The sequence below is a fragment of the Hahella chejuensis KCTC 2396 genome (genome assembly GCF_000012985.1).
Taxonomy (GTDB): Bacteria; Pseudomonadota; Gammaproteobacteria; order Pseudomonadales; family Oleiphilaceae; genus Hahella; species Hahella chejuensis.
In genome coordinates, this window is sequence record NC_007645.1 from 4,868,946 (window position 1) to 4,893,443 (window position 24,498).

General features: G+C 54.0%; 19 protein-coding genes. 4 read left to right on the forward strand and 15 right to left on the reverse strand.

Features of this window, described 5'->3' with window-relative positions; all coding sequences use genetic code 11:
• Positions 1-149 precede the first annotated feature (149 nt).
• Positions 150-1,190 carry a GGDEF domain-containing protein gene (locus HCH_RS21240; protein ID WP_148212640.1) on the forward strand — a complete coding sequence of 347 codons (1,041 nt, stop codon included), beginning with the start codon at positions 150-152 and terminating at the stop codon, positions 1,188-1,190.
• Positions 1,191-1,210: 20 nt separating this feature from the next.
• Here the strand turns inward: HCH_RS21240 and rluB are convergent, their stop codons facing one another.
• The 13 genes from rluB to sdhC form a co-directional block, all read right to left on the reverse strand.
• Positions 1,211-2,182: a 23S rRNA pseudouridine(2605) synthase RluB gene (gene rluB, locus HCH_RS21245; RefSeq protein ID WP_011398499.1), complete on the reverse strand. Its 972-nt coding sequence runs from the start codon at positions 2,180-2,182 to the stop codon at positions 1,211-1,213.
• Between the two features lie 35 nt (positions 2,183-2,217).
• On the reverse strand, positions 2,218-2,847 hold the full coding sequence (gene scpB, locus HCH_RS21250) for an SMC-Scp complex subunit ScpB (RefSeq protein ID WP_041598848.1): 630 nt from the start codon (positions 2,845-2,847) through the stop codon (positions 2,218-2,220).
• Positions 2,837-3,715, reverse strand: a complete 879-nt coding sequence (locus HCH_RS21255) for a segregation and condensation protein A (protein WP_011398501.1) — start codon at positions 3,713-3,715, stop codon at positions 2,837-2,839. Before HCH_RS21255 ends, scpB begins: the two co-directional genes overlap by 11 nt.
• A gap of 2 nt (positions 3,716-3,717) precedes the next feature.
• Positions 3,718-4,893 (reverse strand): tryptophan--tRNA ligase, encoded by a 1,176-nt coding sequence (locus tag HCH_RS21260; RefSeq protein WP_041598849.1) that lies wholly within the window; start codon positions 4,891-4,893, stop codon positions 3,718-3,720.
• A gap of 254 nt (positions 4,894-5,147) precedes the next feature.
• Positions 5,148-6,023 carry a succinate--CoA ligase subunit alpha gene (sucD, locus tag HCH_RS21265; RefSeq protein WP_011398503.1) on the reverse strand — a complete coding sequence of 292 codons (876 nt, stop codon included), beginning with the start codon at positions 6,021-6,023 and terminating at the stop codon, positions 5,148-5,150.
• Entirely contained in the window at positions 6,023-7,189 is a 1,167-nt protein-coding gene (sucC, locus tag HCH_RS21270; RefSeq protein WP_011398504.1) for an ADP-forming succinate--CoA ligase subunit beta, read from the reverse strand. Before sucC ends, sucD begins: the two co-directional genes overlap by 1 nt.
• Before the next feature lie 318 nt (positions 7,190-7,507).
• On the reverse strand, positions 7,508-8,941 hold the full coding sequence (lpdA, locus tag HCH_RS21275; protein ID WP_011398505.1) for a dihydrolipoyl dehydrogenase: 1,434 nt from the start codon (positions 8,939-8,941) through the stop codon (positions 7,508-7,510).
• A 113-nt stretch (positions 8,942-9,054) separates the two neighbouring features.
• A complete protein-coding gene (gene odhB, locus HCH_RS21280) occupies positions 9,055-10,290 on the reverse strand; it encodes a 2-oxoglutarate dehydrogenase complex dihydrolipoyllysine-residue succinyltransferase (RefSeq protein WP_011398506.1) in 1,236 nt (411 codons plus the stop codon).
• Between the two features lie 31 nt (positions 10,291-10,321).
• Positions 10,322-13,162, reverse strand: coding sequence for a 2-oxoglutarate dehydrogenase E1 component (locus HCH_RS21285; RefSeq protein ID WP_011398507.1), 2,841 nt, complete (start codon positions 13,160-13,162; stop codon positions 10,322-10,324).
• Between the two features lie 292 nt (positions 13,163-13,454).
• Entirely contained in the window at positions 13,455-14,159 is a 705-nt protein-coding gene (locus HCH_RS21290; protein WP_011398508.1) for a succinate dehydrogenase iron-sulfur subunit, read from the reverse strand.
• Between the two features lie 21 nt (positions 14,160-14,180).
• Positions 14,181-15,953: a succinate dehydrogenase flavoprotein subunit gene (sdhA, locus tag HCH_RS21295; RefSeq protein ID WP_011398509.1), complete on the reverse strand. Its 1,773-nt coding sequence runs from the start codon at positions 15,951-15,953 to the stop codon at positions 14,181-14,183.
• Positions 15,954-15,956: 3 nt separating this feature from the next.
• Entirely contained in the window at positions 15,957-16,304 is a 348-nt protein-coding gene (gene sdhD / locus HCH_RS21300; RefSeq protein WP_011398510.1) for a succinate dehydrogenase, hydrophobic membrane anchor protein, read from the reverse strand.
• Complete coding sequence (gene sdhC / locus HCH_RS21305) at positions 16,298-16,672, reverse strand: succinate dehydrogenase, cytochrome b556 subunit (RefSeq protein WP_041599819.1); 375 nt, start codon at positions 16,670-16,672, stop codon at positions 16,298-16,300. The genes sdhD and sdhC overlap by 7 nt, the downstream gene beginning before the upstream one ends.
• A gap of 615 nt (positions 16,673-17,287) precedes the next feature.
• Between sdhC and gltA the strand changes: the two genes are divergently transcribed.
• Positions 17,288-18,562 carry a citrate synthase gene (gene gltA / locus HCH_RS21310; protein WP_011398512.1) on the forward strand — a complete coding sequence of 425 codons (1,275 nt, stop codon included), beginning with the start codon at positions 17,288-17,290 and terminating at the stop codon, positions 18,560-18,562.
• Positions 18,563-18,669: 107 nt separating this feature from the next.
• Positions 18,670-19,557, forward strand: a complete 888-nt coding sequence (locus HCH_RS21315) for an NAD(P)-dependent oxidoreductase (RefSeq protein WP_011398513.1) — start codon at positions 18,670-18,672, stop codon at positions 19,555-19,557.
• 97 nt (positions 19,558-19,654) lie between these two features.
• Here the strand turns inward: HCH_RS21315 and topA are convergent, their stop codons facing one another.
• Positions 19,655-22,270, reverse strand: coding sequence for a type I DNA topoisomerase (topA, locus tag HCH_RS21320; RefSeq protein ID WP_041598850.1), 2,616 nt, complete (start codon positions 22,268-22,270; stop codon positions 19,655-19,657).
• A gap of 224 nt (positions 22,271-22,494) precedes the next feature.
• On the opposite strand from topA, the gene HCH_RS21325 reads away from it, so the two are divergent.
• The gene (locus tag HCH_RS21325) at positions 22,495-23,193 is read left to right on the forward strand and encodes a hypothetical protein (RefSeq protein WP_011398515.1); all 699 of its coding nucleotides are present in this window, start codon (positions 22,495-22,497) and stop codon (positions 23,191-23,193) included.
• A 121-nt stretch (positions 23,194-23,314) separates the two neighbouring features.
• On the opposite strand, the gene fadA is transcribed toward HCH_RS21325, so the two are convergent.
• Positions 23,315-24,490 carry an acetyl-CoA C-acyltransferase FadA gene (gene fadA, locus HCH_RS21330; RefSeq protein ID WP_011398516.1) on the reverse strand — a complete coding sequence of 392 codons (1,176 nt, stop codon included), beginning with the start codon at positions 24,488-24,490 and terminating at the stop codon, positions 23,315-23,317.
• Between the last annotated feature and the right edge of the window lie 8 nt (positions 24,491-24,498).

Here is a 24,498-nt window from a genome sequence, read left to right on the forward strand (position 1 = left end):
TACGATTTGACGGCCGACAACTATTTGACGCCGGTTGCCGGTCGCCCCCTTCTCAACGCCGAATCCCCGTCACACCGGCAAGTTTCTGCCTAGGTTAAATTGACTACATATTGCTGTTTTTCAAAGAATTAAAATCCGCTGGCATTGAAATGGCAAAGATAGCCTTGCAAGCGCCGTTTTCGCCGCTGACGGCGGATAACTCAAGGCATTCGCAACACGTATGTAGTATCTATCGACGGGAGCATCCCATGTCCAACCTGACCACAGAACGAATGAGCGCTGATAACAAGGTTGTTGCCCTCGCCACTTCCAATGACTCGCTGACCTTGCGACTGGAGCATGTCGCCGGGACAATGCTGCGCAGGCTGCAAACCACGCTTGAAGTTGAAGAGTTACTGCAGATATTCGTGGGTGAAGCCAGAGCGCTGGTCGCGATAGATGGCTATTCCCACGTCTATAACAATCGTACTTGCGGGGCCCGAAAACGGGGGACGCCGCATCAATTGAATTATCGTCTCACACTGGCTGAAGAAGCGCTGGGAGAAATCACCTTCTATCGTGGCGAACGCTTTACGGATAGTGAGATTCACGTCATTGAGACGCTGCTTGGCAGCCTGATTTATCCTCTGCGTAACGGGTTGCGCTATCAGGAAGCCATGAACGCCGCGCTGTCTGACTCCCTGACCGGCGTCGCCAATAAGCGGGCTTTTGATTATCAGTTACATAGAGAAGTGTCTCTGGCGACCCGCTATAAGTACAAGCTGTCGATGCTGTTCTTCGACATTGACCACTTCAAGAAGGTCAACGACACCTATGGTCACGCCGCCGGCGACGCATTACTGCAACAGCTGGCGAAAGTGGTGCAGGATAACTGCCGGGATTCAGATCTGTGCTTCCGCTTCGGCGGCGAAGAGTTCGCCATGTTGCTGGCCAAAACGGAAACAGAGGGCGCTTACGCCATTGCAGAGCGTCTACGCGAAGCGGTTGCGAACACTGCATTTCAACATGAAGGCCACACTATCTCGTTCACGATCAGCATTGGCGTAGCAACCTATGATGGCGAAGAGAACCGGAGCGACTTTTTGGAGCGGGCTGATCAGGCCCTTTACGATGCCAAGCATGCTGGTCGCAACAAGACCAAGATCGCGCATCAGGATCAAGAAGAAGCGCTTACCCAGGCGGCGAACTGAGTTCGCCGCAATTCAGCCCCCTACTGAGGTTTGCGTCTGCCGGGGCCCGGTTTACGGCCAGTTGAATGACGCAATGGCGCAGATCTGCGCTCGTCTGAGGCGGCGGCTGGTTTACGCGCAGGGGCGCGAGCACCAGTGCGGCCATTGGAGGGTTTAGGCTTGGACGCGCCGCTCTTGCCTTGTTGACGCTGTATTTTTTCCCGCGTATGCGGCGTCAAGGACGCCACGGTCTTCGGTTGCATGCCCGCCATTTCATATAACACGTTGACGTCTTTTTGCCCCGCCATCTCCCAGTTACCCAAACGAACGCGGCTGGGAAGGAACATGTAGCCATAACGCACGCGCTTCAAGCGGCTGACGGTAACGCCCTGGGACTCCCAGAGACGACGCACTTCACGATTGCGCCCTTCCTGCAGCACGACATGAAACCAACGATTGCTGCCGCTACCGCCCGCCTCTTTGATATCCGAGAATTTAGCGAGACCATCTTCCAACAGCACGCCGTCCTGCAGTCGGGTCACCATTTCTTCAGTCACTTCGCCATGTACGCGCACTGCGTATTCACGATCTATTTGCGAAGAGGGATGCATCAATCTGTTGGCGAGTTCGCCATCTGTCGTAAAAATCAACAATCCAGTAGTGTTGATGTCCAGGCGCCCTACCGCCACCCAGCGGCCGCTTTTCAGCTTGGGTAAGCGCGCAAATACAGTGGGACGACCTTCCGGGTCCTTGCGGCTGGTGACTTCGCCTTCCGGCTTGTTGTACACCAGCACCATGGTTTCCTCAGCGTCCACCATGGCGATCTTGTGGCCATCGACCGAGATCTTGTCCTCAGCGGTGACGCGGTCGCCCAAATGCGCGACTTTGCCGTTGACGCGCACGCGACCGCCGCTGATCCACTCTTCAGCCTCTCTACGGGAGGCAAGCCCTTGCCGGGCGATCACTTTCTGAAGTTTCTCGCCCTGCGCCTTTTCACCGGAAGGTTCTATCATCTATTTCGCCTTAACTGTAATCACCAACACCCTCATCAATGCAATGTGGCGTCGGAGGATGGCGGATCGGCTTCCATCGTTTCGGAAGCGTCCGCCGCATTTGCTTGCAGATCCAGTTCCAGAGCCCGGCCGATTTCCTCCAGGCTTCTGACCTCCGCCAAAGGCGGCAACTGATCCAATGTCTTTAAATTAAAATAGTCGAGAAATTGGCGCGTGGTGGCGAACAGCGCCGGTCTGCCCGGTACGTCTTTATGGCCCACAACGCGCACCCACTCTCGCTCCTGCAACGTTTTCATGATCTGGCTGCTGACAGCCACGCCGCGAATATCTTCTATGTCGCCTCGAGTAATAGGCTGCCGATAAGCGATAATCGCCAACGTTTCCAGCATGGCGCGGGAGTACCGCTGCGGACGCTCTTCCGTCAGCCGCCCCACCCAGGGCGCAAACTCATCGCGCACCTGGAACCGATAACCGCTGGCCACTTCCACCAAGTTAACCGCACGGTCCGCATAAACCGCCGTCAGCTTTTTAAGCGCAGCCTTAATTTCATCCCGTTGCGGCGGCGTAAAGTCCTCGACGAACATCGTCATCAACTGATCCACCGTCAGAGGCTTATCGCTGGCGAACAGCATCGCCTCAATCAACTGCGTCAGATTAACCGCCATCGTCACCTTCGCTCGTTCCCACCTCAGGTTCGTTCTCTACTTCCCCCCGGGCGCGTACATGAATTTCGCCAAACATTTCGGTTTGGACCAATTCCAACAAAGACTCTTTCACCAGCTCCAGCACCGCCAGAAAGGTCACCACCACGCCCAATTTGCCCTCATCGAAGGGAAACAGATCCGTAAACAGGGTGAAGTGGTCCGCCGACACTCTTTCCAAAACCTGGGTCATACGCTCCCGGGTGGAAAGCCTTTCCTTTTCAATCTGGTGATGCTCAAACAGCTCTGAGCGTTTCAGCACTTCCTGCAGCGCTAACAACACTTCCGTCAACGACACATCCGGGTGCTTTTTTTCACGCTGCAGTTTGGGTATTTCCGGGTTCGCCGTATAGAAGTCGCGATCCATGCGCGGCAATTCATCCATACGCTCCGCCGCCGTTTTAAAGCGCTCGTACTCCTGCAGGCGTCGAATCAATTCCGCGCGGGGGTCCTCCTCTTCCTGATCGTCGTCCTTGCGTCGCGGCAACAGGAAGCGGGATTTTATTTCCGCCAGCATCGCCGCCATCACCAAATACTCCGCCGCCAGCTCGAAGCGCATATCTTCCATGACCCGAATGTAATCCATATATTGGCGGGTGACATCCGATACGTTGATATCAAGAATATCCATATTCTGACGACGGATCAGATACAGCAAGAGGTCCAGCGGGCCTTCAAACGACTCCAGGAATACTTCCAGTGCGTCCGGTGGAATATATAGATCCGAAGGCAGCTCGGTAAACGGACTGCCCCCCACCATCGCCAAAGGCAGTTCCTGCTGAACCGGAAGCTGCTCTGTCTGGCTGTCCGAGGGGGCGTCGGCGTTTTGCATTATCAGTCGTACGCCAAGCCTATGACGCTGCGCACTTCTTCCAAGGTCGCCTTAGCGGCGTCCCTGGCGTGATCGCAACCTTCTGCGATGATGCTATGCACCAGTCCGGGGTCTTCTTCATAGCGCTTGGCGCGCTCACGCATGGGGCGTTGCTCTTCAATGATGGCGTCGGCTACCGGCTTTTTACACTCAATACAGCCGATCCCGGCGGAGCGACAGCCTTGCTGCGCCCAGGACTTAGTGGCTTCGTCGGAATATACCTGATGCAACTGCCATACCGGGCATTTATCCGGATCGCCAGGGTCCGTGCGACGCACCCGCTGTGGGTCCGTCTGCATAGTGCGGACTTTCTCAGAAATACTGTCAGCGTCTTCCCGCAATCCGATCGTGTTGCCGTAAGACTTGGACATCTTCTGGCCGTCCAGGCCCGGCATCTTGGCTTCTGGGGTCAGCAAAACCTGAGGCTCGGGCAGAATAACTTTGCCCCCGCCTTCGAGGAATCCGTATAAACGCTCTCTGTCGCCAAGTGATATATTTTGCTGATCTCGCAGCAACGCCCGCGCTGTCTCCAACGCCTCACCGTCGCCCTGCTCCAGATAACGCTTGCGCAGGCTTTCATACAGTTTGGCGGTCTTCTTACCCATCCGCTTGATCGCCGCTTCCGCCTGCTCTTCAAAGCCAGGCTCACGACCATAAAGGTGGTTGAAACGGCGCGCCACTTCGCGCGTCATTTCGATATGCGAGACCTGATCCGCACCTACCGGAACCCAGCCGGCGCGATATACCAGGATATCTGCGCTCTGCAGTAGCGGATACCCAAGGAAGCCATAGGTGGCCAGGTCTCTTTCTTTGAGTTTTTCCTGCTGATCTTTATAGGTCGGCACTCTCTCCAGCCAACCTAAAGGCGTGATCATTGAGAGAAGAAGATGCAGCTCCGCGTGCTCCGGCACACGTGACTGTACAAACATAGTGGCGGAGCCTGGATTAATACCCGCGGCCAGCCAATCGATCACCATTTCCCATACAGACTGTTCAATATCGTAAGGGGTCTCGTAATGAGTGGTCAGAGCATGCCAATCGGCGACGAAGAAGAAACATTCGTACTCATGCTGCAACTGCACCCAGTTTTTCAGCACTCCATGGTAATGACCCAGATGAAGTTTTCCCGTCGGTCGCATTCCCGACAACACACGACGCTGCGAATCCACAGAGGCCAAGTTATTTCCCCAAGTTTTTATTAAAGTACCAGTTGTGACGGCGTCAGAAATTACGCCAAAAATGAGCTTAATTGCGTGGGATTATAGCGTTAAAAGGGCGGGAGTGAAATTTGGGAGTGACGCGCCGGCCTTCATACCGACAGGCGTGAAGGCGATCACCGTCGTCCTGAAATAGAAAAGCCGCCATATGGCGGCTTTTCAGACAGACGGAAAACTTATTTCCAGCCAGTCACTTCAGCCAGCGCCTTGCCGATATCGGCCAGGCTTCTCACTGTTTTAACGCCAGCTTGCTCCAGCGCTGCAAACTTTTCAGCTGCAGTGCCTTTGCCGCCCGCGATGATCGCGCCAGCGTGGCCCATACGCTTACCAGCAGGCGCAGTTACGCCGGCGATGTAAGACACAACAGGCTTGGTGACATTGTTCTTGATGAACTCCGCCGCTTCTTCTTCCGCCGTTCCGCCGATTTCACCGATCATGACGATCGCTTCAGTCTGAGCGTCCTTCTGGAACATTTCCAGAATGTCGATGAAGTTGGAGCCAGGAATCGGGTCGCCGCCGATGCCCACGCAAGTGGACTGGCCGAAACCGAAGTCGGTGGTTTGCTTAACGGCTTCATAAGTCAGGGTGCCGGAACGGGAAACGATGCCGACTTTACCTGGCTTGTGAATGTGACCAGGCATGATGCCGATCTTGCATTCGCCAGGAGTGATGACGCCTGGGCAGTTAGGTCCGATCAGACGCACGCCCAACTCGTCGCACTTCACTTTCGCATCCAGCATGTCCAGAGTAGGAATGCCTTCCGTGATGCACACGATCAGCTTGATGCCTGCGTTAGCCGCTTCCAGGATAGAGTCTTTGCAGAAAGGCGCAGGAACGTAGATAACGGATGCTTCCGCGCCAGTTTGCTCTACCGCTTCTTTAACTGTGTTGAACACAGGCAGACCCAGGTGAGTCTGACCGCCTTTACCTGGAGTCACGCCGCCAACCATTTTGGTGCCGTACGCAATCGCCTGTTCAGAATGGAATGTGCCCTGGGAACCAGTGAACCCCTGGCAGATGACCTTGGTATTTTTGTCGATCAAAATACTCATTATTTACCCTCCGCTGCTTTAACCACGGCTTCAGCAGCATGAGTCAGACTTTCCGCTGCGATAATGTTCAACCCGCTGTCGGCAAGTTTCTTAGCGCCCAGCTCGGCATTGTTGCCTTCCAGACGTACGACCACAGGAATCTTGACGCCAACTTCTTCTACAGCGCCGATGATGCCGTCAGCAATCAGGTCGCAACGAACGATGCCGCCGAAGATGTTAACCAGAACCGCTTTTACGTTGTCGTCGGAGAGAATGATCTTGAACGCTTCGGTAACGCGCTCTTTAGTCGCGCCGCCGCCTACGTCCAGAAAGTTAGCGGGCGCGCCGCCGTGCAGCTTAACGATGTCCATGGTCCCCATGGCCAGGCCCGCGCCGTTAACCATACAGCCGATGTTGCCTTCCAGCGCAACGTAGTTCAGTTCCCACTTGGCTGCGTGAGCTTCGCGTGGATCTTCCTGCGAAGGGTCATGCATGTCGCGGATGCGCGGCTGACGGTACAGTGCGTTGCCGTCGACAACCACTTTCGCGTCCAGACAGTGCAAGTTGCCGCCTTTAGTGATAACCAGCGGGTTCACTTCCAACAGCGCCAGATCCAAGTCTTGGAACAGTTTCGCCAAGCCCAGGAAAATTTTAGTAAACTGCTTGACCTGATCGCTGTTCAGGCCCAGTGCGAACGCCAGTTCACGCGCCTGGTAAGGCTGTGCGCCCACCAGCGGGTCGATAACGGCTTTCAGGATCTTTTCAGGAGTCTCTTCAGCGACTTTCTCGATTTCAACGCCGCCTTCGGTAGACGCCATGAATACGATGCGACGCGTGCCGCGATCCATTACCGCGCCCAGGTACAGTTCCTGATCAATGTCCGTGCAGGACTCAACCAGGATTTTGTTAACAGGCTGACCTTTCTCGTCGGTCTGATAGGTTACCAGATTATGACCAAGCCACTTCTCAGCAAATGCCTTAATCTCTTCCTTGGAAGATACTAACTTAACGCCACCCGCTTTACCGCGGCCGCCTGCGTGAACCTGCGCTTTAACCACCCACTGGCTTCCGCCAATGGAGTCAGCTGCAGACATGGCCTCTTGTGCGGACTCACAGGCAAAGCCCTTGGAGACGGGCAGACCATAGTCCGCAAAGAGTTGCTTAGCTTGATACTCATGAAGATTCATAACGTTTTCCGCTTTTTAGTCAGCTTTCGACTTATTTACCACCGTGCAAACGAGCACAACGTTTCACGTTCTCGCGAGCAGGCTTCTAGGGTGAGACTCAAACTTCTCAGCCTGCGCGCAAAACTGCGCTATGTCCGCTTGGGTGACCTCTCTAACACACTCTTTATACCGAGAGCCCAATCCGGCGCCCTGTCTCTTCAACGGCGGCCAGCCAGACGTTTTGACGTCTCACCTACGCCGCATTCGCCGAAGGGGCGGTCGCGCTCCTTCCCGACGCTCTCAAAACAAAAGGAGGGGCGATCCCCTCCTTATTCAGCCTTAGCGCTTCTTGCGCTGGGCAATGTGGATGGCTTTGCCTTCCACAGCCAAAGCCGCTTCATGCACCGCTTCGGAAAGCGTGGGGTGCGCGAATACAGTCATGGCCAAGTCTTCGGAGCTGGAGCCGAATTCCATCGCAATAACGCCCTGAGCGATCATTTCTGACGCCTGCGGACCTACGATATGCATACCCAGAATACGGTCTGTGTCCTTATGAGCAAGGATCTTCACCATACCCATTGTCGCGTTGGCGGCCATAGCGCGACCGCTGGCTGCGAATGGGAATGTACCGACCTTGTACTCTTCGCCTTCCGCCTTCAACTGCTCTTCTGTTTTACCAACCCAGGCGATTTCCGGATGAGTGTAGATAACCCAGGGAATGCAGTCATAGTTGACGTGGCCTTTGTGGCCGGCGATGCGCTCCGCCACCACGATTCCTTCTTCAGACGCCTTATGCGCCAGCATGGGACCGCGCACAACGTCGCCGATAGCCCACACGCCAGGCATGTTGGTCTTGCACTGGTCATCAACAAAGATGAAACCGCGCTCGTCCAGGTTGACGCCTGAGTCAGGAGCCAACAGATTGTCGGTGTTCGGCGCGCGGCCGACTGCGACAATCAGCTTGTCCACTTTCAGTTCATGGTCGCCTTTGGTGTCGCTGTATGACACTTTCACCACGCCGCGTTTTACTTCAGAACCGGTTACGCGAGCGCGCAGACGAATGTCCAGGCCCTGCTTGGTGAACTGCTTGAGCGCGTCTTTAGCCAGTTGCTGATCCACTGCGCCCAGGAAGGTGTCCTGCGCTTCCAGCACCACAACTTCTGAACCCAGGCGCGCCCACACGCTGCCCAGCTCCAAACCGATAACGCCAGCGCCGATCACGCCCAGACGCTTGGGAACTTCGCTGAATTCCAACGCGCCGGTGGAATCGACAACATGCTCATTTAGCGGAGTAGGAGGAATTTCAACTGGACGGGAGCCTGTAGCAATGATGACGTTTTCTGCGTCATACACAGTAACGTTGCCCGCATTGTCAGTGACTTCCACTTGTTTGTTGGCCAGCAGCTTGCCTGCGCCATGAATGGAAGTGACGCCATTCGCCTTGAACAGAGACGCGATGCCCTGAGTCAGGTTCTTGACGATATTGTTCTTGCGGCCTTGCATTTTGGCTACGTCGACAGTTACGTCTTGCGCCATGATGCCGTGGGTTTCAAAGTCGTGTTTGGCTTCTTCGAATTTGTGTGAAGACTCCAGCAGCGCTTTGGAAGGAATACATCCCACGTTCAGACAGGTGCCGCCAAACACAGGCTTGCCTGCTTCGTTGCTCCATTTTTCCACGCACGCCGTTTTCAATCCGAGCTGCGCCGCGCGTATCGCAGCGACATATCCACCGGGACCCGCACCGATGACGATTACGTCGAATTTATCTGCCATATTACTTTCCAATTCTTAGTTATAGGTACATAAAAGGTTTTCCGACAATGCCCCTCCGCAACCAGGCGAAGGGAGCATGGCGCGCCGGAAAACTCGGCGGCGAAAGCGCTGAATTAGATATCCAGCAGAATCCGCGCAGGATCTTCCAGCAGATCCTTGATGGTCACCAAAAACTGTACCGCTTCCTTACCGTCGATCATGCGGTGGTCGTATGACAGCGCCAGGTACATCATCGGCAGAATCACCACCTGGCCGTTTACCGCCATCGGACGTTCCTGGATCTTGTGCATTCCCATAATGGCGGTTTGCGGGGGATTCAGAATCGGCGTGGACATCAATGAACCGAACACGCCGCCATTGGAAATGGTGAACGTGCCGCCAGTCATGTCTTCGATCGCCAGCTTGCCGTCGCGCGCTTTCTTACCGAAGTCGCCGATGGTGGATTCAATATCCGCCAGGCCCATCTGATCCGCATCGCGCAGGATAGGAACAACCAGACCGCGCTCAGTGGATACCGCTACGCCGACATCCTGATAACCGTGGTAAACAATATCGTTGCCATCAATGGACGCATTCACAGCGGGGAAACGCTTCAACGCTTCGCAAGCCGCTTTAACGAAGAAGGACATGAAGCCCAGTTTCACGCCATTATGACGCTTCTCGAACAGATCTTTGTATTGCTTACGCAGATCCATGATCGGCTTCATGTTGACTTCGTTGAAGGTAGTCAGCATTGCAGAGTTATGCTGAGCTTCCAGCAGACGACGCGCGATGCTGGCGCGCAGGCGAGTCATCGGCACGCGCTTCTCGGGACGCGCTCCCGCTGGAGATTCGATAGCAGGCATAGTCGGCGCCGCTGCAGGCTGAGCGGAGGACTTCACTTCAGCGGTAACGCTGGTAGTGTTGGAAGACAGGTGGTTAATCACGTCTTCCTTGGTGACTCTACCGCCTTTACCTGTGCCCTGAATATCGGAAGGATTCAGGTTGTTCTCTTCCGCCATTTTGCGCGCGGATGGACTCAGAATCGCTTCCTGACCAGACTTAGCTTCAGTCGCCGCAGGAGCAGCCTGTGGCTTTTCTTCCGCTGCGGCAGGCGCCGCCGTTCCAGCCGCACCCTCTTTAAATACCGCAATAACTTCTTCGCTAAGCACCGTATCGCCTTCGCCTTTGAGAACTTTCTCAATGACGCCGGCAGCAGGCGCTACAACCTCCAACACCACTTTATCCGTCTCGATATCGACCAGTAGCTCGTCCCTAGCCACGGATTCCCCAGGTTTTTTATGCCAAGTCGCCACTACGCCGTCCGCGACGGACTCTGGGAAAGTAGGAGCTTTAATTTCGATCGCCATCTTTTATCCTTTGTACTAACCAAGCGCCTGTTTAAATAGTAAAGGCATCGTTAACTAATTTAGCTTGCTCTTCCGCATGGACATGACCATAGCCCGCAGCAGGAGCGGCGGAGCCTGGACGTCCAGCGTACTCGAGATAGAGTTTCGGGTGCGTCTTCGCGAGGACGTTACGCATATGGTGCTGACTGCAGTACCAAGCGCCCTGGTTCATGGGCTCTTCCTGACACCAAACGATATTGGTCAACTTCTTGTACGCAGACAGAACTTCTTCCAAATCGTCTTCGGGGAACGGGTACAACTGCTCTATGCGGATAATCGCCACGTCCTGTATGTTTTCATTACGACGCTTATCCAACAAGTCGTAATACACCTTACCGCTACACATAATGACCCGGCGAACCTGCTTCGGATCGATATGATCGTCGATCTCGCCAAGGACTGTGTAGAAGTGACCTTCGGCAAGCTCCTCAACCGTAGAGACTGCGTCTTTATGGCGCAACAGACTCTTCGGACTCATCGCCACCAGAGGCTTACGCAGCGGACGCTTAACCTGACGACGCAGCATATGGAACACCTGCGCAGGCGTGGTCGGCACGCAGACTTGGATGTTGTGCTCAGCGCACAACTGCAGATAACGCTCCAGACGCGCTGAAGAGTGCTCTGGCCCCTGCCCTTCATAGCCGTGCGGCAACAGCATGGTCAGACCGCACAGACGGCCCCACTTGTGCTCGCCACTGGTGATGAACTGGTCGATAACAACCTGGGCTCCGTTAGCGAAGTCGCCGAACTGAGCCTCCCAAATCACCAGCGTTTTCGGGTTCGTGGTCGCGTAACCGTATTCGAACGCCAACACCGCCTCTTCAGAGAGGTAGGAGTCGTAAATATCGAACACAGGCTGACCTTCCGCCAAATGTTGCAACGGAATATGCAAACCACCGTCCTTCTGATTATGAAGAACCGCATGTCTATGGGAGAAAGTGCCGCGACCAACATCCTGACCGGTAAGACGTATGCTGTGACCTTCATGCAACAGCGTCGCATACGCCATAACTTCTGCATAACCCCAGTTCACCGGCATGGCGCTTTGGGTCATTTTCTTGCGGTCTTCCAAGATTTTGGAGACCTGACGCTGAGGCACGAATCCGTCAGGCAGCACATCCATTTTCCGGCCGAGCTTCTGCAGCGTTTTAAGACTGATGCCAGTCTTGCACTTGGCTGTCCATTGGTGGCCCAGGTAGGGGGACCAGTCAACAAACAGCTCTTTATTAGGCTCTTTCACCAAGCTCTTAACGACGTGATCGCCTTTATCCAGCAGATCGCGATATTCGTTTTCCAGGCGAGCGGATTCTTCCTCGGTGATGACGCCTTCGTTAATCAACCGCTGAGCGTAAATCTGGCGGGTGGTTGGCAGGCTTTTAATGCACTGATACATCAGCGGCTGAGTCGCAGAAGGCTCATCCGCTTCGTTGTGACCTCGGCGGCGATAGCACAACAGGTCGATAACCACATCTTTCTTAAAGGTGTTGCGATAATCCATCGCCACCTGTGTAACGAACAGAACCGCTTCCGGATCATCGCCGTTGACGTGGAAAATTGGCGCTTGAACCATTTTCGCAACGTCGGTGCAATATTCGGTGGAACGCGCGTCTTCACGGCGGTGAGTAGTGAAACCGACCTGATTATTAATGATGATGTGGACAGTGCCGCCAACGCCGTAGCCACGGGTCTGGCTCATCTGGAACGTTTCCATGACCACGCCCTGACCCGCGAACGCCGCGTCGCCATGCATGATGACAGGCACGACCGCATCGCCGGCAGTATCGTCACGACGGTCCTGGCGCGCTCTTACAGAACCTTCCACTACCGGGGATACGATTTCCAAGTGCGAAGGATTGAACGCCAACGCCAAATGAACTTCGCCGCCCGGAGTCAGCACGTTGGAAGAGAAGCCCTGGTGATACTTCACGTCGCCGGAACCTTCATCCAACAGTCGCTTGCCTTCGAACTCATCAAACAAGGCTTTAGGGTTTTTACCCAAGGTGTTGACCAGCACGTTGAGACGACCACGGTGCGCCATACCGATAACGATTTCTTTGGCGCCGTAGCTTCCCGCTCTCTGAATCAACTCATCCAGCAGGGGAATCAAGCTCTCGCCGCCTTCAAGGCCAAAGCGCTTGGTGCCTGGATAACGTGAAGATAAGTATTTTTCGAGACCTTCCGCCGCACTCAATCTTTCCAGCAGATGGTAGCGGCGCTCTTTCTCATAAACAGGATGCGAGCGCACTGATTCAAGGCGCTGCTGAACCCAGCGCTTTTCTTCAGTGTTAACGATATGCATGTACTCAGCGCCGACGGTATCGCAGTAGGTAAACTCCAAACCGCGAATAATCTCGCCGAAAGTCATGGTCTCTACGCCGAAGCACAACGATCCGGTCTGAAATACAGTATCCAGATCCGCCTTGGTCAAACCATGGTATTCCAACTCCATGTCTGCGACATGCTCGCGCACCATCAGATTGAGAGGGTCCAGCTTGGCTTTCTGATGTCCACGAAAACGGTAGGTGTTGATCAGCTGCAGCACCTTAACTTGTTTACGTTCGTGCTCAGTGCTGACTAATGAGGTTGGACTGGCTTCGACAGCCGCTGCGCGTCTGCGCGACAGTTTCAGGAACTGCTCTTTAATGACCGAGTGAGGGACATCCTGGCTGGGTAGTCCTTCCTCTTTTGGCAGTTTGTCGAAATACTCACGCCAGGCCTGGGGTATGCCGTTAGGATCGGTGAGATAGGTCTCATAGAGTTGCTCAACATAGGCAAAGTTCCCACCTGCCAAATGGGAAGTCCGCCACAGCTGCTCCATCGTGCTTTCGTGCATATAGCTCGCCTTGGTTGCATCAGGGAACTATCTGCTTAAGGCCACTGATTACGGCTCGTTCCAGCGTCGCAAAGGCGTGCCAAACCACAGATAGCGCAGAGGACATCTGCATAACCCCGTAGGTTTACAACAGTAAACCACCCCGTCCAATTGATGGAGGGAGTGGATTTCCTACCAGTTCAGTTTGTTTATGTCGCGCGCGTGTTCTGCAACACGTGCGCGCTATTAGCTTCTTAGTATAGACAGCTAATTCAGCAACGACCGTAACAGTGTAATTTTTTAAATTATAGTTTTAAGTAGCACGCTGTAAGAGCATATTGCGTATGTGGCCGATGGCTCTGGTTGGGTTCAGGCCTTTCGGACAAACACTTACGCAATTCATGATTCCCCGGCAGCGGAATACGCTGAACGGGTCGTCGAGATTCGCCAATCTTTCTTCGGTAGAAGTGTCGCGACTGTCGACCAGGAATCTGTATGCCTGCAACAAGCCTGCGGGACCAACGAACTTATCTGGGTTCCACCAGAACGACGGGCATGAAGTAGAACAGCACGCACATAGAATACATTCATACAGGCCGTCCAGCTTTTCACGCTCTTCGGGTGACTGCAATCGCTCTATCGCAGGAGGCGGATTGTCATTCACCAGGAATGGCTTAATTTTCTCGTACTGCTTGTAGAAAATCGCCATATCCACAACCAAGTCGCGAATAACCGGCAACCCTGGCAATGGCCGCAATACCAGCTTGTTGTTCTTCACCACCTGAGAAAGAGGGGTGATACAGGCCAAGCCGTTCTTGCCGTTCATATTCATGCCGTCCGAACCGCACACGCCCTCACGGCATGAGCGACGGTACGCCAGGGTCGGGTCTTTTTCTTTCATCAGTCCCAGCACGTCGAGAACCATAAGGTCCTTGCCCGCAGGGACTTCCAGCTCCACATCCTGCATGTAGGGAGCTTCGTCAACTTCCGGATTATAACGATAGATGCTTACCAACATAACTCTGTCTCCCCAACGACACTAGTAACTACGAGCTTTCGGAGGAAATGGCTCCACAATTTTCGGCGCGAAGTTCACTTCCCGCTTGCTTACCCGCTTGTCTACAGGGAAGTAAAGAGAGTGCTTCAGCCAATTGTCGTCGTCCCGTTCAGTGTAGTCGTTACGGGCGTGCGCTCCGCGGCTTTCCTTTCTTTCTTCAGCCGCAACAGCCGTCGCATAAGCGACTTCGTACAGGTTATCCAGCTCTAAAGCTTCGATACGAGCGGTGTTGAACGCCATACTCTTATCTTCAAGAACCGTGTTCTTCACACGACCGCCCAGCTCTTCCAGCAACTTCAGACCTTTCTGCATGCTTTCGCCATCACGGAATACACCGAAATATAGCTGCATGGTGTTCTGCAAGTCTTTACGTACTTCCGCCACTTTTTCGGAGCCGGCGCCGCTATTCAATCTGTCCAGACGCGCCATAGTTGCATCAATATCTGATTCGGATGCGTCATCCACGCCATAGCCGTCTTTCAACATCTTCTCGATGTGAAGCCCCGCTGCGCGACCAAATACAACCAAATCCAACAGCGAGTTGCCGCCCAGGCGGTTGGCGCCGTGTACGGATACGCATGCGACTTCGCCGCAGGCGAACAGACCATCGATGACGATGTCGTTGCCATTTGCGTCCTGGGTCAGTGCCTGACCGCCAATATTGGTCGGGATACCGCCCATCATGTAGTGACAGGTCGGCACAACAGGAATCGGCTCTTTAGCAGGATCTACGTGAGCGAAAGTTTTAGACAGCTCCACGATGCCTGGCAAACGCAAGTGCAGCGTCTCTTCACCCAGATGATCCAGTTTCAGCAACACGTGGTCTTTGTTGGGACCGCAACCGCGACCTTCAAGAATTTCCATAATCATGGAACGGGCGACAACGTCACGACCCGCCAGGTCTTTTGCGTTCGGCGCATAGCGCTCCATGAAACGCTCGCCTTCGCCATTAATCAGATAACCGCCTTCACCGCGACAACCTTCCGTCACCAATACGCCTGCGCCGGCGATACCGGTCGGGTGGAACTGCCACATTTCCATGTCTTGCGCCGGGAAGCCTGCGCGAAGAGCCATACCAACGCCATCGCCAGTATTGATTAATGCGTTAGTAGTGGATGCGTAGATACGGCCTGCGCCGCCGGTAGCCAAAACTGTCGCCTTGGCTTTCACGTATACGGTTTCGCCGGTTTCAATACAGATAGCCGTTACGCCGACTACCGCGCCTGACTGGTTTTTCACCAAGTCCACTGCGTACCATTCATTTAAAAAGGTAGTGCCGCCGCGCAAGTTGCCTTGATACAGAGTGTGCAGCAGTGCGTGACCAGTACGGTCCGCCGCCGCGCAGGTGCGGGCGGCCTGGCCGCCCTTACCGAAATCTTTGGACTGACCGCCAAAAGGACGCTGATAGATACGTCCAGTCTCCGTACGGGAGAATGGCAGCCCCATGTGCTCCAGCTCAAATACAGCTTGAGGACCTACCGAACACATATATTCGATTGCATCCTGGTCGCCAATATAGTCCGACCCCTTGACTGTGTCGTACATGTGCCAACGCCAGTCGTCATTTGGGTCCGAACTGGCGATCGCGCAGGTGATCCCGCCCTGAGCGGAAACAGTGTGAGAACGAGTTGGGAATACTTTGGTGATACAAGCGGTTTTAACGCCGGACTCCGTCAATTGCAGCGCCGCGCGCATCCCGGCGCCGCCGCCGCCAATTACGATCGCATCGTAAGAGAGAGTTCTAAGTTTAGACATGGATTACAGCCCCCACAAAATTTGCACGCCCCAGATGAAGTAAACAAACATGATAGTTCCGCACGCTGCTTGCGCAACGAAACGGATCACGCCGTTTTTCATGTAGTCAGTGGTAATCGTCCACAAACCTATCCACGCATGGGCGCCAAGCGCCACCAGCGCAGCCAGGGAGAAAATTCTCATCCAAGTCTTGGCGAACAGTGCGCTCCATACTTCATAGGTCAGATCCGGCGTAAACACCAGGACGCCAACCATAAATGCAGTATAAAGAGCCAACACCACAGCGGAGACCCGCTGCACCATCCAATCATATGCGCCGCTACGGCCTAAATTGGTGACGCTGGTTACCATATCCAAACTCCCGCCAACAGAATGAGCACAACAGACACGGCTATCACAACCTTCGCTGCGATCTGCCCGCCCTTCAGGGTTTCACCGATCCCAGCATCCATGATGAGGTGCTTGATGCCAGCAACGAAGTGATAGAACAATGCGGCAAGAATGCCCCAGAGAATTAGTTTTGCAAGAAAACTGTCCATGACTGACTGAAGGGAAGCGAAACTTTCCTTACTCGCCAGAGATGCGTCGAGCCCCCACAACAGGAACGCCATTGCAATGAAGATAATTACACCTGATATCCGATGCAGAATAGATGTAATTGCGGGTAGAGGAAAATGGAATTTCGTCAGATCTAGATTAACAGGTCTTTTGCTATTCACAGCTTCACACTCGATTATAGCCATACAGGCGGATTATTTAAGAATGGACCTATTTGGCGGCGGGAATCCTTATGAGGCCTCCGCTTACGGGTTGCAGATTATAGTTTCCCACCTGGTAAATTACAAACGCAACAACCGTTTATAGACCACTTAATTTAGCGCCGAACATGAGCTTTTCCGATTTGAGCCGGCGATTTATTCTTTCATACGCAGCGTAAAGCCCCTCAGCTCAATACCCGGAAGTATTTTATACCCATTCGAAAGAACTACTTTCTTCACTGATAACAACGCCCCTCCTCTTTATAAGCTATTTTAATTGGTGTTTTTTAAACGTCATCGGCAGTATTTTCATTACAAGGGCTTAAAAAAAGTCGGTTAGACCATTATTATGACCTCGCTTTTTATTAAGCCGACCTTGTATAAAGCCAGAATAAAGGCTGAGAGGCCACTGACGAGCGTCAACCTCCGCCCGCCGGTCCTAACCGGCGCCGGATGCGCCTGACGCCATTGCGCAATCAACGTCAGACCTACTTAGAAGTCGGCCTGTAAACACGACTGGGCGTCTGCGCCCGGTAAACACGTACGCATCACTTTAAGTCGATATAGGAGAGCACCATGACTGACAAGAAAGCGACGTTATCGGTCAATGGTAAAACAATCGAGCTTCCGGTTTATTCCGGCGCCACCGGCCCAGACGTCATAGATGTCAGAGGATTGGTTGAAGAAGGTTTGTTTACCTACGATCCAGGCTTCGTATCAACCGCTGCCTGCGAATCGCAAATCACTTATATAGATGGCGCCAATGGCGTATTACTACACCGTGGGTATCCTATAGAACAGTTGGCCGAAAAGTCCGACTATCTTGAAGTCTGCTACTTACTGATACACGGCGAATTACCCACTGCGGAGCAGGCGGAAGAATTCCGTAGCACGGTAAAAAATCACACCATGATCCACGAGCAGCTGAGAAACTTCTTCAATGGTTTCCGGCGCGACGCTCACCCAATGGCGATCATGTGCGGCGTCGTCGGCGCCCTGTCCGCGTTCTATCATGACACCATGGACTTCTCTGACGAACACCACCGCGAAATTGCGGCATTCCGCCTGATGGCGAAAATGCCGACCTTGGCGGCGATGTGCTACAAGTACTCCACAGGTCAGCCGTTCATGTACCCCAGAAACGATCTGGACTACGCAGGCAACTTCCTGCACATGATGTTCGGCACTCCCTGTGAGCCATATCAGGTTAACCCTGTGGTAGCCAAAGCTATGGACCGCATCTTTGTCCTGCATGCGGACCATGAACAGAACGCATCCACATCAACCGTACGCCTGGCCGGCTCTTCCGGCGCAAACCCCTTCGCATGCATCGCATCAGGTATCGCAGCACTGTGGGGGCCCGCTCACGGCGGCGCCAACGAAGCCGTACTGAACATGCTTCTGGAAATCGGCGACGAATCTCGCATTCCAGAGTTTATTCAACGCGCCAAAGACAAGAGCGACCCATTCCGTCTGATGGGCTTCGGACACCGGGTCTACAAGAACTTCGACCCGCGCGCCAAAGTCATGAAGCAGACTTGCGACGACGTGCTGAAAGAGCTTGGCTGTGAGAACGATCCATTGTTCCGCATCGCACGCGAACTGGAGCGCATCGCCCTGGAAGACCCATACTTCGTAGAGAAGAAACTCTACCCCAACGTGGACTTCTACTCCGGCATCATCCTGCGCGCCGTCGGCATTCCGGTTTCCATGTTCACCGTCATCTTCGCCATGGCGAGAACCATCGGCTGGTTCTCTCACTGGCACGAAATGGTGAGCTCTTCTTACCGAATCGGTCGTCCGCGCCAGCTGTACACCGGACACACCGCCAGAGACTACCCAAGCAAATAGTGTTAGCTTGCCGGTTGACTTGCAAAGGCCGCTTATGCGGCCTTTCTTTATTGGAGCAACCCGCGCACTATTAACCCGTTGGACTTAATCACTCCAGGAAGATAAACATGGAATCAACTGAAACCGCCGCATTAGGAAGAATTTGTTTCATCGGCCTCGGCGTCATGGGATTCCCGATGGCCGGCCATCTCGCCAATAATGGCCACCAGGTCACCGTCTACAACCGCAACGTCGAGAAGTCGGAACGCTGGCTGAAGACCCACACCGGCAAATTCATCCGCAAGCTGCGGGACGCCGCCCAGTGCGATGTCATAATCTCCTGCGTCGGCGACGACAATGACCTGCGCAGCATCTACTTAGGCGAAGAAGGCCTCATTAATCAGTTGCGCAAAGGCTCTCTGATCATTGACCACACCACCGCATCCGCCAGTGTCGCCAAAGAACTATTTGAAACCGCCCAAGAGCGCAACATCGGCTTTCTTGACGCCCCCGTATCCGGCGGACAACAAGGCGCAGAGAACGGCGCCCTGACCATTATGTGTGGAGGCGAAGAAAAAGACTTTGCGAGAGCGCAAGCCCTCTTCAAGCATTACAGCCGCGCTGCGACCCTGATGGGACACGCCGGCAGCGGCCAGCTGACCAAAATGGCCAACCAGATCGCCATTGCAGGATTAGTTCAAGGACTGGCGGAAGCGCTGCATTTTGCAGAGCAAGCCGACCTTGATCCGCTGCAAGTGGTGAACGTCATATCCAAAGGCGCTGCACAGTCCTGGCAAATGGACAACCGTCACAAAACCATGATTGCCGGAGACTACGAGCATGGCTTCGCTGTAGACCTCATGCGCAAGGACTTGTCCATCTGCCTGCGCGAGGCGTCAAACAACAAAGCCCGCCTCCCTATCACTGCTCTTGTCGATCAATTTTACGCCGAAGTGCAATCCATGGGCGGAGGACGCTGGGACACATCCAGCCTGCTCGCGCGACTAAAAAGATAAGTCGGCGCACTCGTTCCAAAGCACCGATTCAGGACGGATCAATAAACAAAAAAAGGGCGGTGATTAAACCGCCCTTTTTTCTTTTCGCACTTACCAGCTATTTGTCTTTAGCCACCCACTTTCCATCTTTATAGAAAGCCGACCAGCCGGTGGGCTTCCCCCCCTTCTCCGACATGACATACTGCTGTTTGGTCTTGCGACTGAAGCGGATAATCGCCGGATTTCCTTCCGGGTCACGGGTAGGCGCCTCCAGCAGGTAGTGGTGCTTAGGATCAATTTCCTTCTTGTGAGGAATTAACTCCTCCACCAGCGGCGCGCGCGTTTCACGATTCTTGGGAAACTTACTCGCCGCCAGGAACAACCCTGAAGCGCCATCGCGCAGCACAAAGATGTCGTCAACCTTGTCGCACGCCAGCTCCGGCATAACCACAGGCTCCATCTTGGGCGGCGCAGGCTCACCATTCTTCAACAGCTTGCGGGTATTGCCGCAGGTCGAGCTGGTGCAGCCAAAGTACTTCCCAAAACGGCCGGTTTTGAGCTGCATCTCAGCCCCGCACTTGTCACACTCAAGTGTCGGCCCATCATAGCCAGCCACTTTGAACTGACCGCCTTCGACTTCATAACCTTCACAGTCTGGATTATTACCGCACACGTGCAGCTTGCGGGTTTCATCAATGACATAGCTATCCATGGCGGTATCGCAGATCGGGCAACGCTTCTTCGCTCGCAGCGCGTTCGCTTCGCCTTCTTCATCGTCCGCACGAATCACTTCGTCGCCAGGAATCAGGTTGATCGTCGTCTTGCAACGTTCTTTCGGCGGCAGCGCATAACCGGAACAACCAAGGAACACGCCGGTGGAAGCAGTGCGTATCTGCATTGGGCGTGAACAGGTCGGACATGCAATTTCCGTCTGCACCGCCTGATTAGCGCGCATGCCGCCTTCCATGTCCGCCTTTTCCAGCTTCTTGGCGAAATCAGAATAGAACGCGTTGAGAACCTGCTTCCAACCCTCGTTGCCAGAAGCGATCTCATCCAGCTGACCTTCCATCTTCGCCGTAAAGCCGTAATCCATCAGGTCCGTAAATGCTTCCGTCAAGCGGTCCGTAACGATATCGCCCATCTTCTCCGCATAGAAACGCCGGTTGGCCAGCTTCACATAACCGCGCTCCTGAATGGTGGAGATGATTGACGCATAAGTGGAAGGACGCCCGATACTCCGCTTCTCCAGCTCTTTAACCAGCGTCGCCTCTGTATAACGCGGCGCGGGTTTGGTGAAGTGCTGAGTTGGCTCCAGCTTATCCAGATCCAACTGATCGTTGACTTCGAACGCCGGCAACTCCGCTTCGTCGTCCTTCTTCGCTTGCGCAGGCAGCACTTTAAGGAAGCCGTCGAACTGCAGAAGTCGACCACGGGTTCTTAGCTCAAAGTCTCCCGCCTGCACCTGAATACTGGTGCTCAGGAAACGCGCATTTTCCATCTGACAGGCCACGAATTGACGCCAAATGAGGTCATACAACTTCTCGGCGTCCTTTTCGAGACCGGAAATCTGATTAGCGCCCACGTTGATATCAGAAGGACGTATCGCCTCGTGCGCTTCCTGCGCCCGCTCTTTACTCACGTATGTTTTCGGGTTGTCAGGCAGATATTTATCGCCAAACTTCTTGCCGATAAATTCACGACAGGCGTTCACCGCGTCTGCAGACAAGTTGGTGGAGTCCGTTCTCATATAGGTGATGTAACCCGCCTCATAAAGACGCTGCGCCAACACCATGGTCTTCTTGACGCTAAACCCTAAACGGGTGCTCGCCGCCTGCTGCAAGGTGGAAGTGATAAACGGCGCCGGCGCCTTGGTGACTGAGGGTTTATCCTCGCGATTAACAACCTTGAACGCCTGAGTCTGCAACAAGGCAGTCAGTTTGTCAGACTGCGCTTTGTTGGTGGGCCGATAATTCTCACCTTTGTACTTGGCGACCTGGAATTTAGCCTGCTGCTTGCTCTTGGAGAGCAACGCATGCAATTCCCAGTACTCTTCCGGCGTAAAGGCGCGAATTTCTCGCTCACGCTCAACAATCAGGCGCACTGCAACCGATTGCACCCGCCCCGCAGACAAACCACGCGCTATCTTGGACCACAACAAGGGCGACACCATGTAGCCGACCACACGATCGAGAAAGCGGCGCGCCTGCTGGGCGTTTACGCGGTTGTAGTCAAGCTGGCCGGGACTTTTGAACGCCTCGGTAATGGCGGATTTTGTGATCTCGTTAAAGACCACGCGACGATAACGGGAGTCATCGCCGCCAATAGATTCTTTAAGATGCCAGGCGATAGCCTCTCCTTCCCGGTCCAAGTCCGTTGCGAGATAGATCTGGTCAGCGCTTTTCGCCAGACGCCTCAGCTCTTCAACGACCTTTTCTTTACCTGGAAGGACTTCATAGCGGGCCGCCCAGTCATTTTCTGGATCAACGCCCATACGAGAGATCAATTGATCCCTGGCTTTACGTTTCTTGATGCTTTCGCGTTCTTCAGCAGGCAGCTTACGCATTTTCGCCGCTTCCGCCGCACGCTCTTTCGGAGATGATGTTTCCTTACCTCCACTGGTCGGCAAATCACGAATATGCCCCACACTGGATTTAACTACATATTCCGAACCAAGATATTTGTTTATGGTTTTTGCCTTTGCAGGGGACTCCACGATTACCAGCGATTTACCCATAGCGGATGGTTCTTTGCTCCTAGTTGAAATAGCCGTCATATATTAGAGGTTGTAGTCGACGGGTCAAGTGATTGCCAGAAAATCTGGTATTTAAAGTAAAAATAGCCGGCCAGGCCCGATTTGTCGGCGTCTATTTAACTCCGATAACTTGCCCTACCCCACAATGTCGTTAACACTTAATAAGAACGACACACAAATTTATAAATGCTTCCGCCGCCTTTTATATGACAACTTTAATCGTCTTGCTCGCTATTTTCATAACCGCCTCAATCATCGTTAGCGGCGTTATGTACTCGCGACAGCAGGCGCTGGCTTATCGTCAAAGCCAACTTAAATCGCTAAAACAAAAATACGAAGAAATTAATTCGCTATTTCAGGTCATCATGCGAGTGGACGATTCCGCCAACATCGCCATCAGCCTCAATCACGCCATGATCGAGATCGCTCAGTCAATGATCAAAATGGACCGCAAGTCGGAAGAGTTGCGCATCCTTTTGGACAACCTGAAGCAAAGGGAGCGCGACCTGAAAACCGGCGCTATTCTACCCCAGGCGCAAAAAACAGTGACTAGCGACGCGGCAATCGGCGCCATTCAACGCTCCCTTTCCGAGTGCCTGCAGAAATTGCAGCGCTTCAAGTTGCGCGGCTCACTGCCCGTCCCTCTATATGAGGAATACAGTCACCACCTGCGAGAAATGGCGCTTGACGTGGAAGTCGGCAGCCAACTGCAAATGGCGGAAAGCCTGGTGGCGCAGAACGACAAGGCAGGCGCAGAGAAGCACTTCAAACACGCTCGCGAGGCGCTTAAGCGCACACGCCTGGAAATCCCTAACAAGAACGACCAGATCAGAGACATTTCCGACAAGATTAAAAATCTGATGCGTGATGGCGAAACCCAGAATCGCTCCCAGGAAACCCAGTAAAAAGTCTTACTTCAATTCCAGACCAACCCGCTTCATCCATAAAAAAAATCCGGAGCCCCTTTACGGAGCGCCGGACTTCATTGCTTCCGACCCAGATCTCACGAGCCGATGCGTCAACGTACTAGATACGCTCCCAAACAGTCGCAATACCTTGACCCAGACCGATACACATGGTGGATACGCCCAGCGTACCGCCCTTGGCGGCCATGACATTCAGCAAGGTAGTGGAGATACGCGCGCCAGAGCAACCCAGAGGGTGACCCAAGGCGATAGCGCCGCCGTTCAGGTTAACTTTCTGGTCGACCACACCCATCAGCTTCAGGTCTTTGATAACTGGCAGAGACTGTGCGGCGAACGCCTCATTCAGCTCCCAGAAGTCAATATCTTCCACTTTCAGGCCTGCGCGCTTAAGCGCTTTCTTAGTCGCCGGCACAGGACCATATCCCATGATGGCGGGATCGCATCCGGCGGTAGCCATGGAACGAATTTTCGCCATTGGCGTCAGACCCAATGCCTGAGCCCGCTCAGCGGACATCAGCAGCATGGCGGAAGCGCCATCCGTCAACTGAGAAGACTGACCCGCTGTCACCGTACCGCTCTTCGGATCAAAAGCAGGACGCAACTGCGCCAGACTTTCGGCCGTGGTTTCAGGACGAATCGTTTCATCATTTTCAATCAACGCAGGGAATCCGTCGTCGTCATGCCCCTGAATGGAGATGATTTCATTACGGAAGCGCCCCTCCAGCGTGGCTTCGTGCGCCAAGCGGTGAGAACGCGCGCCAAACTCATCCTGCTGCTGACGGCTGATGCCGTGCATTTTCGCCAGCATTTCCGCCGTCAGGCCCATCATGTTGGACGCTTTAGCGGAATACTTGCTTGCAGCCGGGTTGTGATCGAAGCCTTGAGTCATGGGTACGTGCCCCATGTGTTCAACGCCACCCACCACAAACACGTCCCCATTGCCTGTCATGATCGCCTGCGCCGCGGTATGAATCGCGGACATGGCGGAACCACACAAGCGGTTTACCGTTTGCGCTGACGAAGTATGCGGAATGCGGGTCAGCAGAGAAATCTGCCGCGCCACGTTGAAACCCTGCTCCAGGGTCTGGTTTACACACCCCCAGATCAGATCTTCAACTTCCGCAGGGTCCACTTTGTCATTGCGATCAAATAAAGCGTCAATCAACGTCGCTGACAGCGTCTCCGCGCGCACATTGCGGAAACATCCCGCCTTGGCGCGCCCCATCGGGCTGCGAACACAGTCGATAACGACAACGTCTCTTGGATTCAGACTCATATCATTTT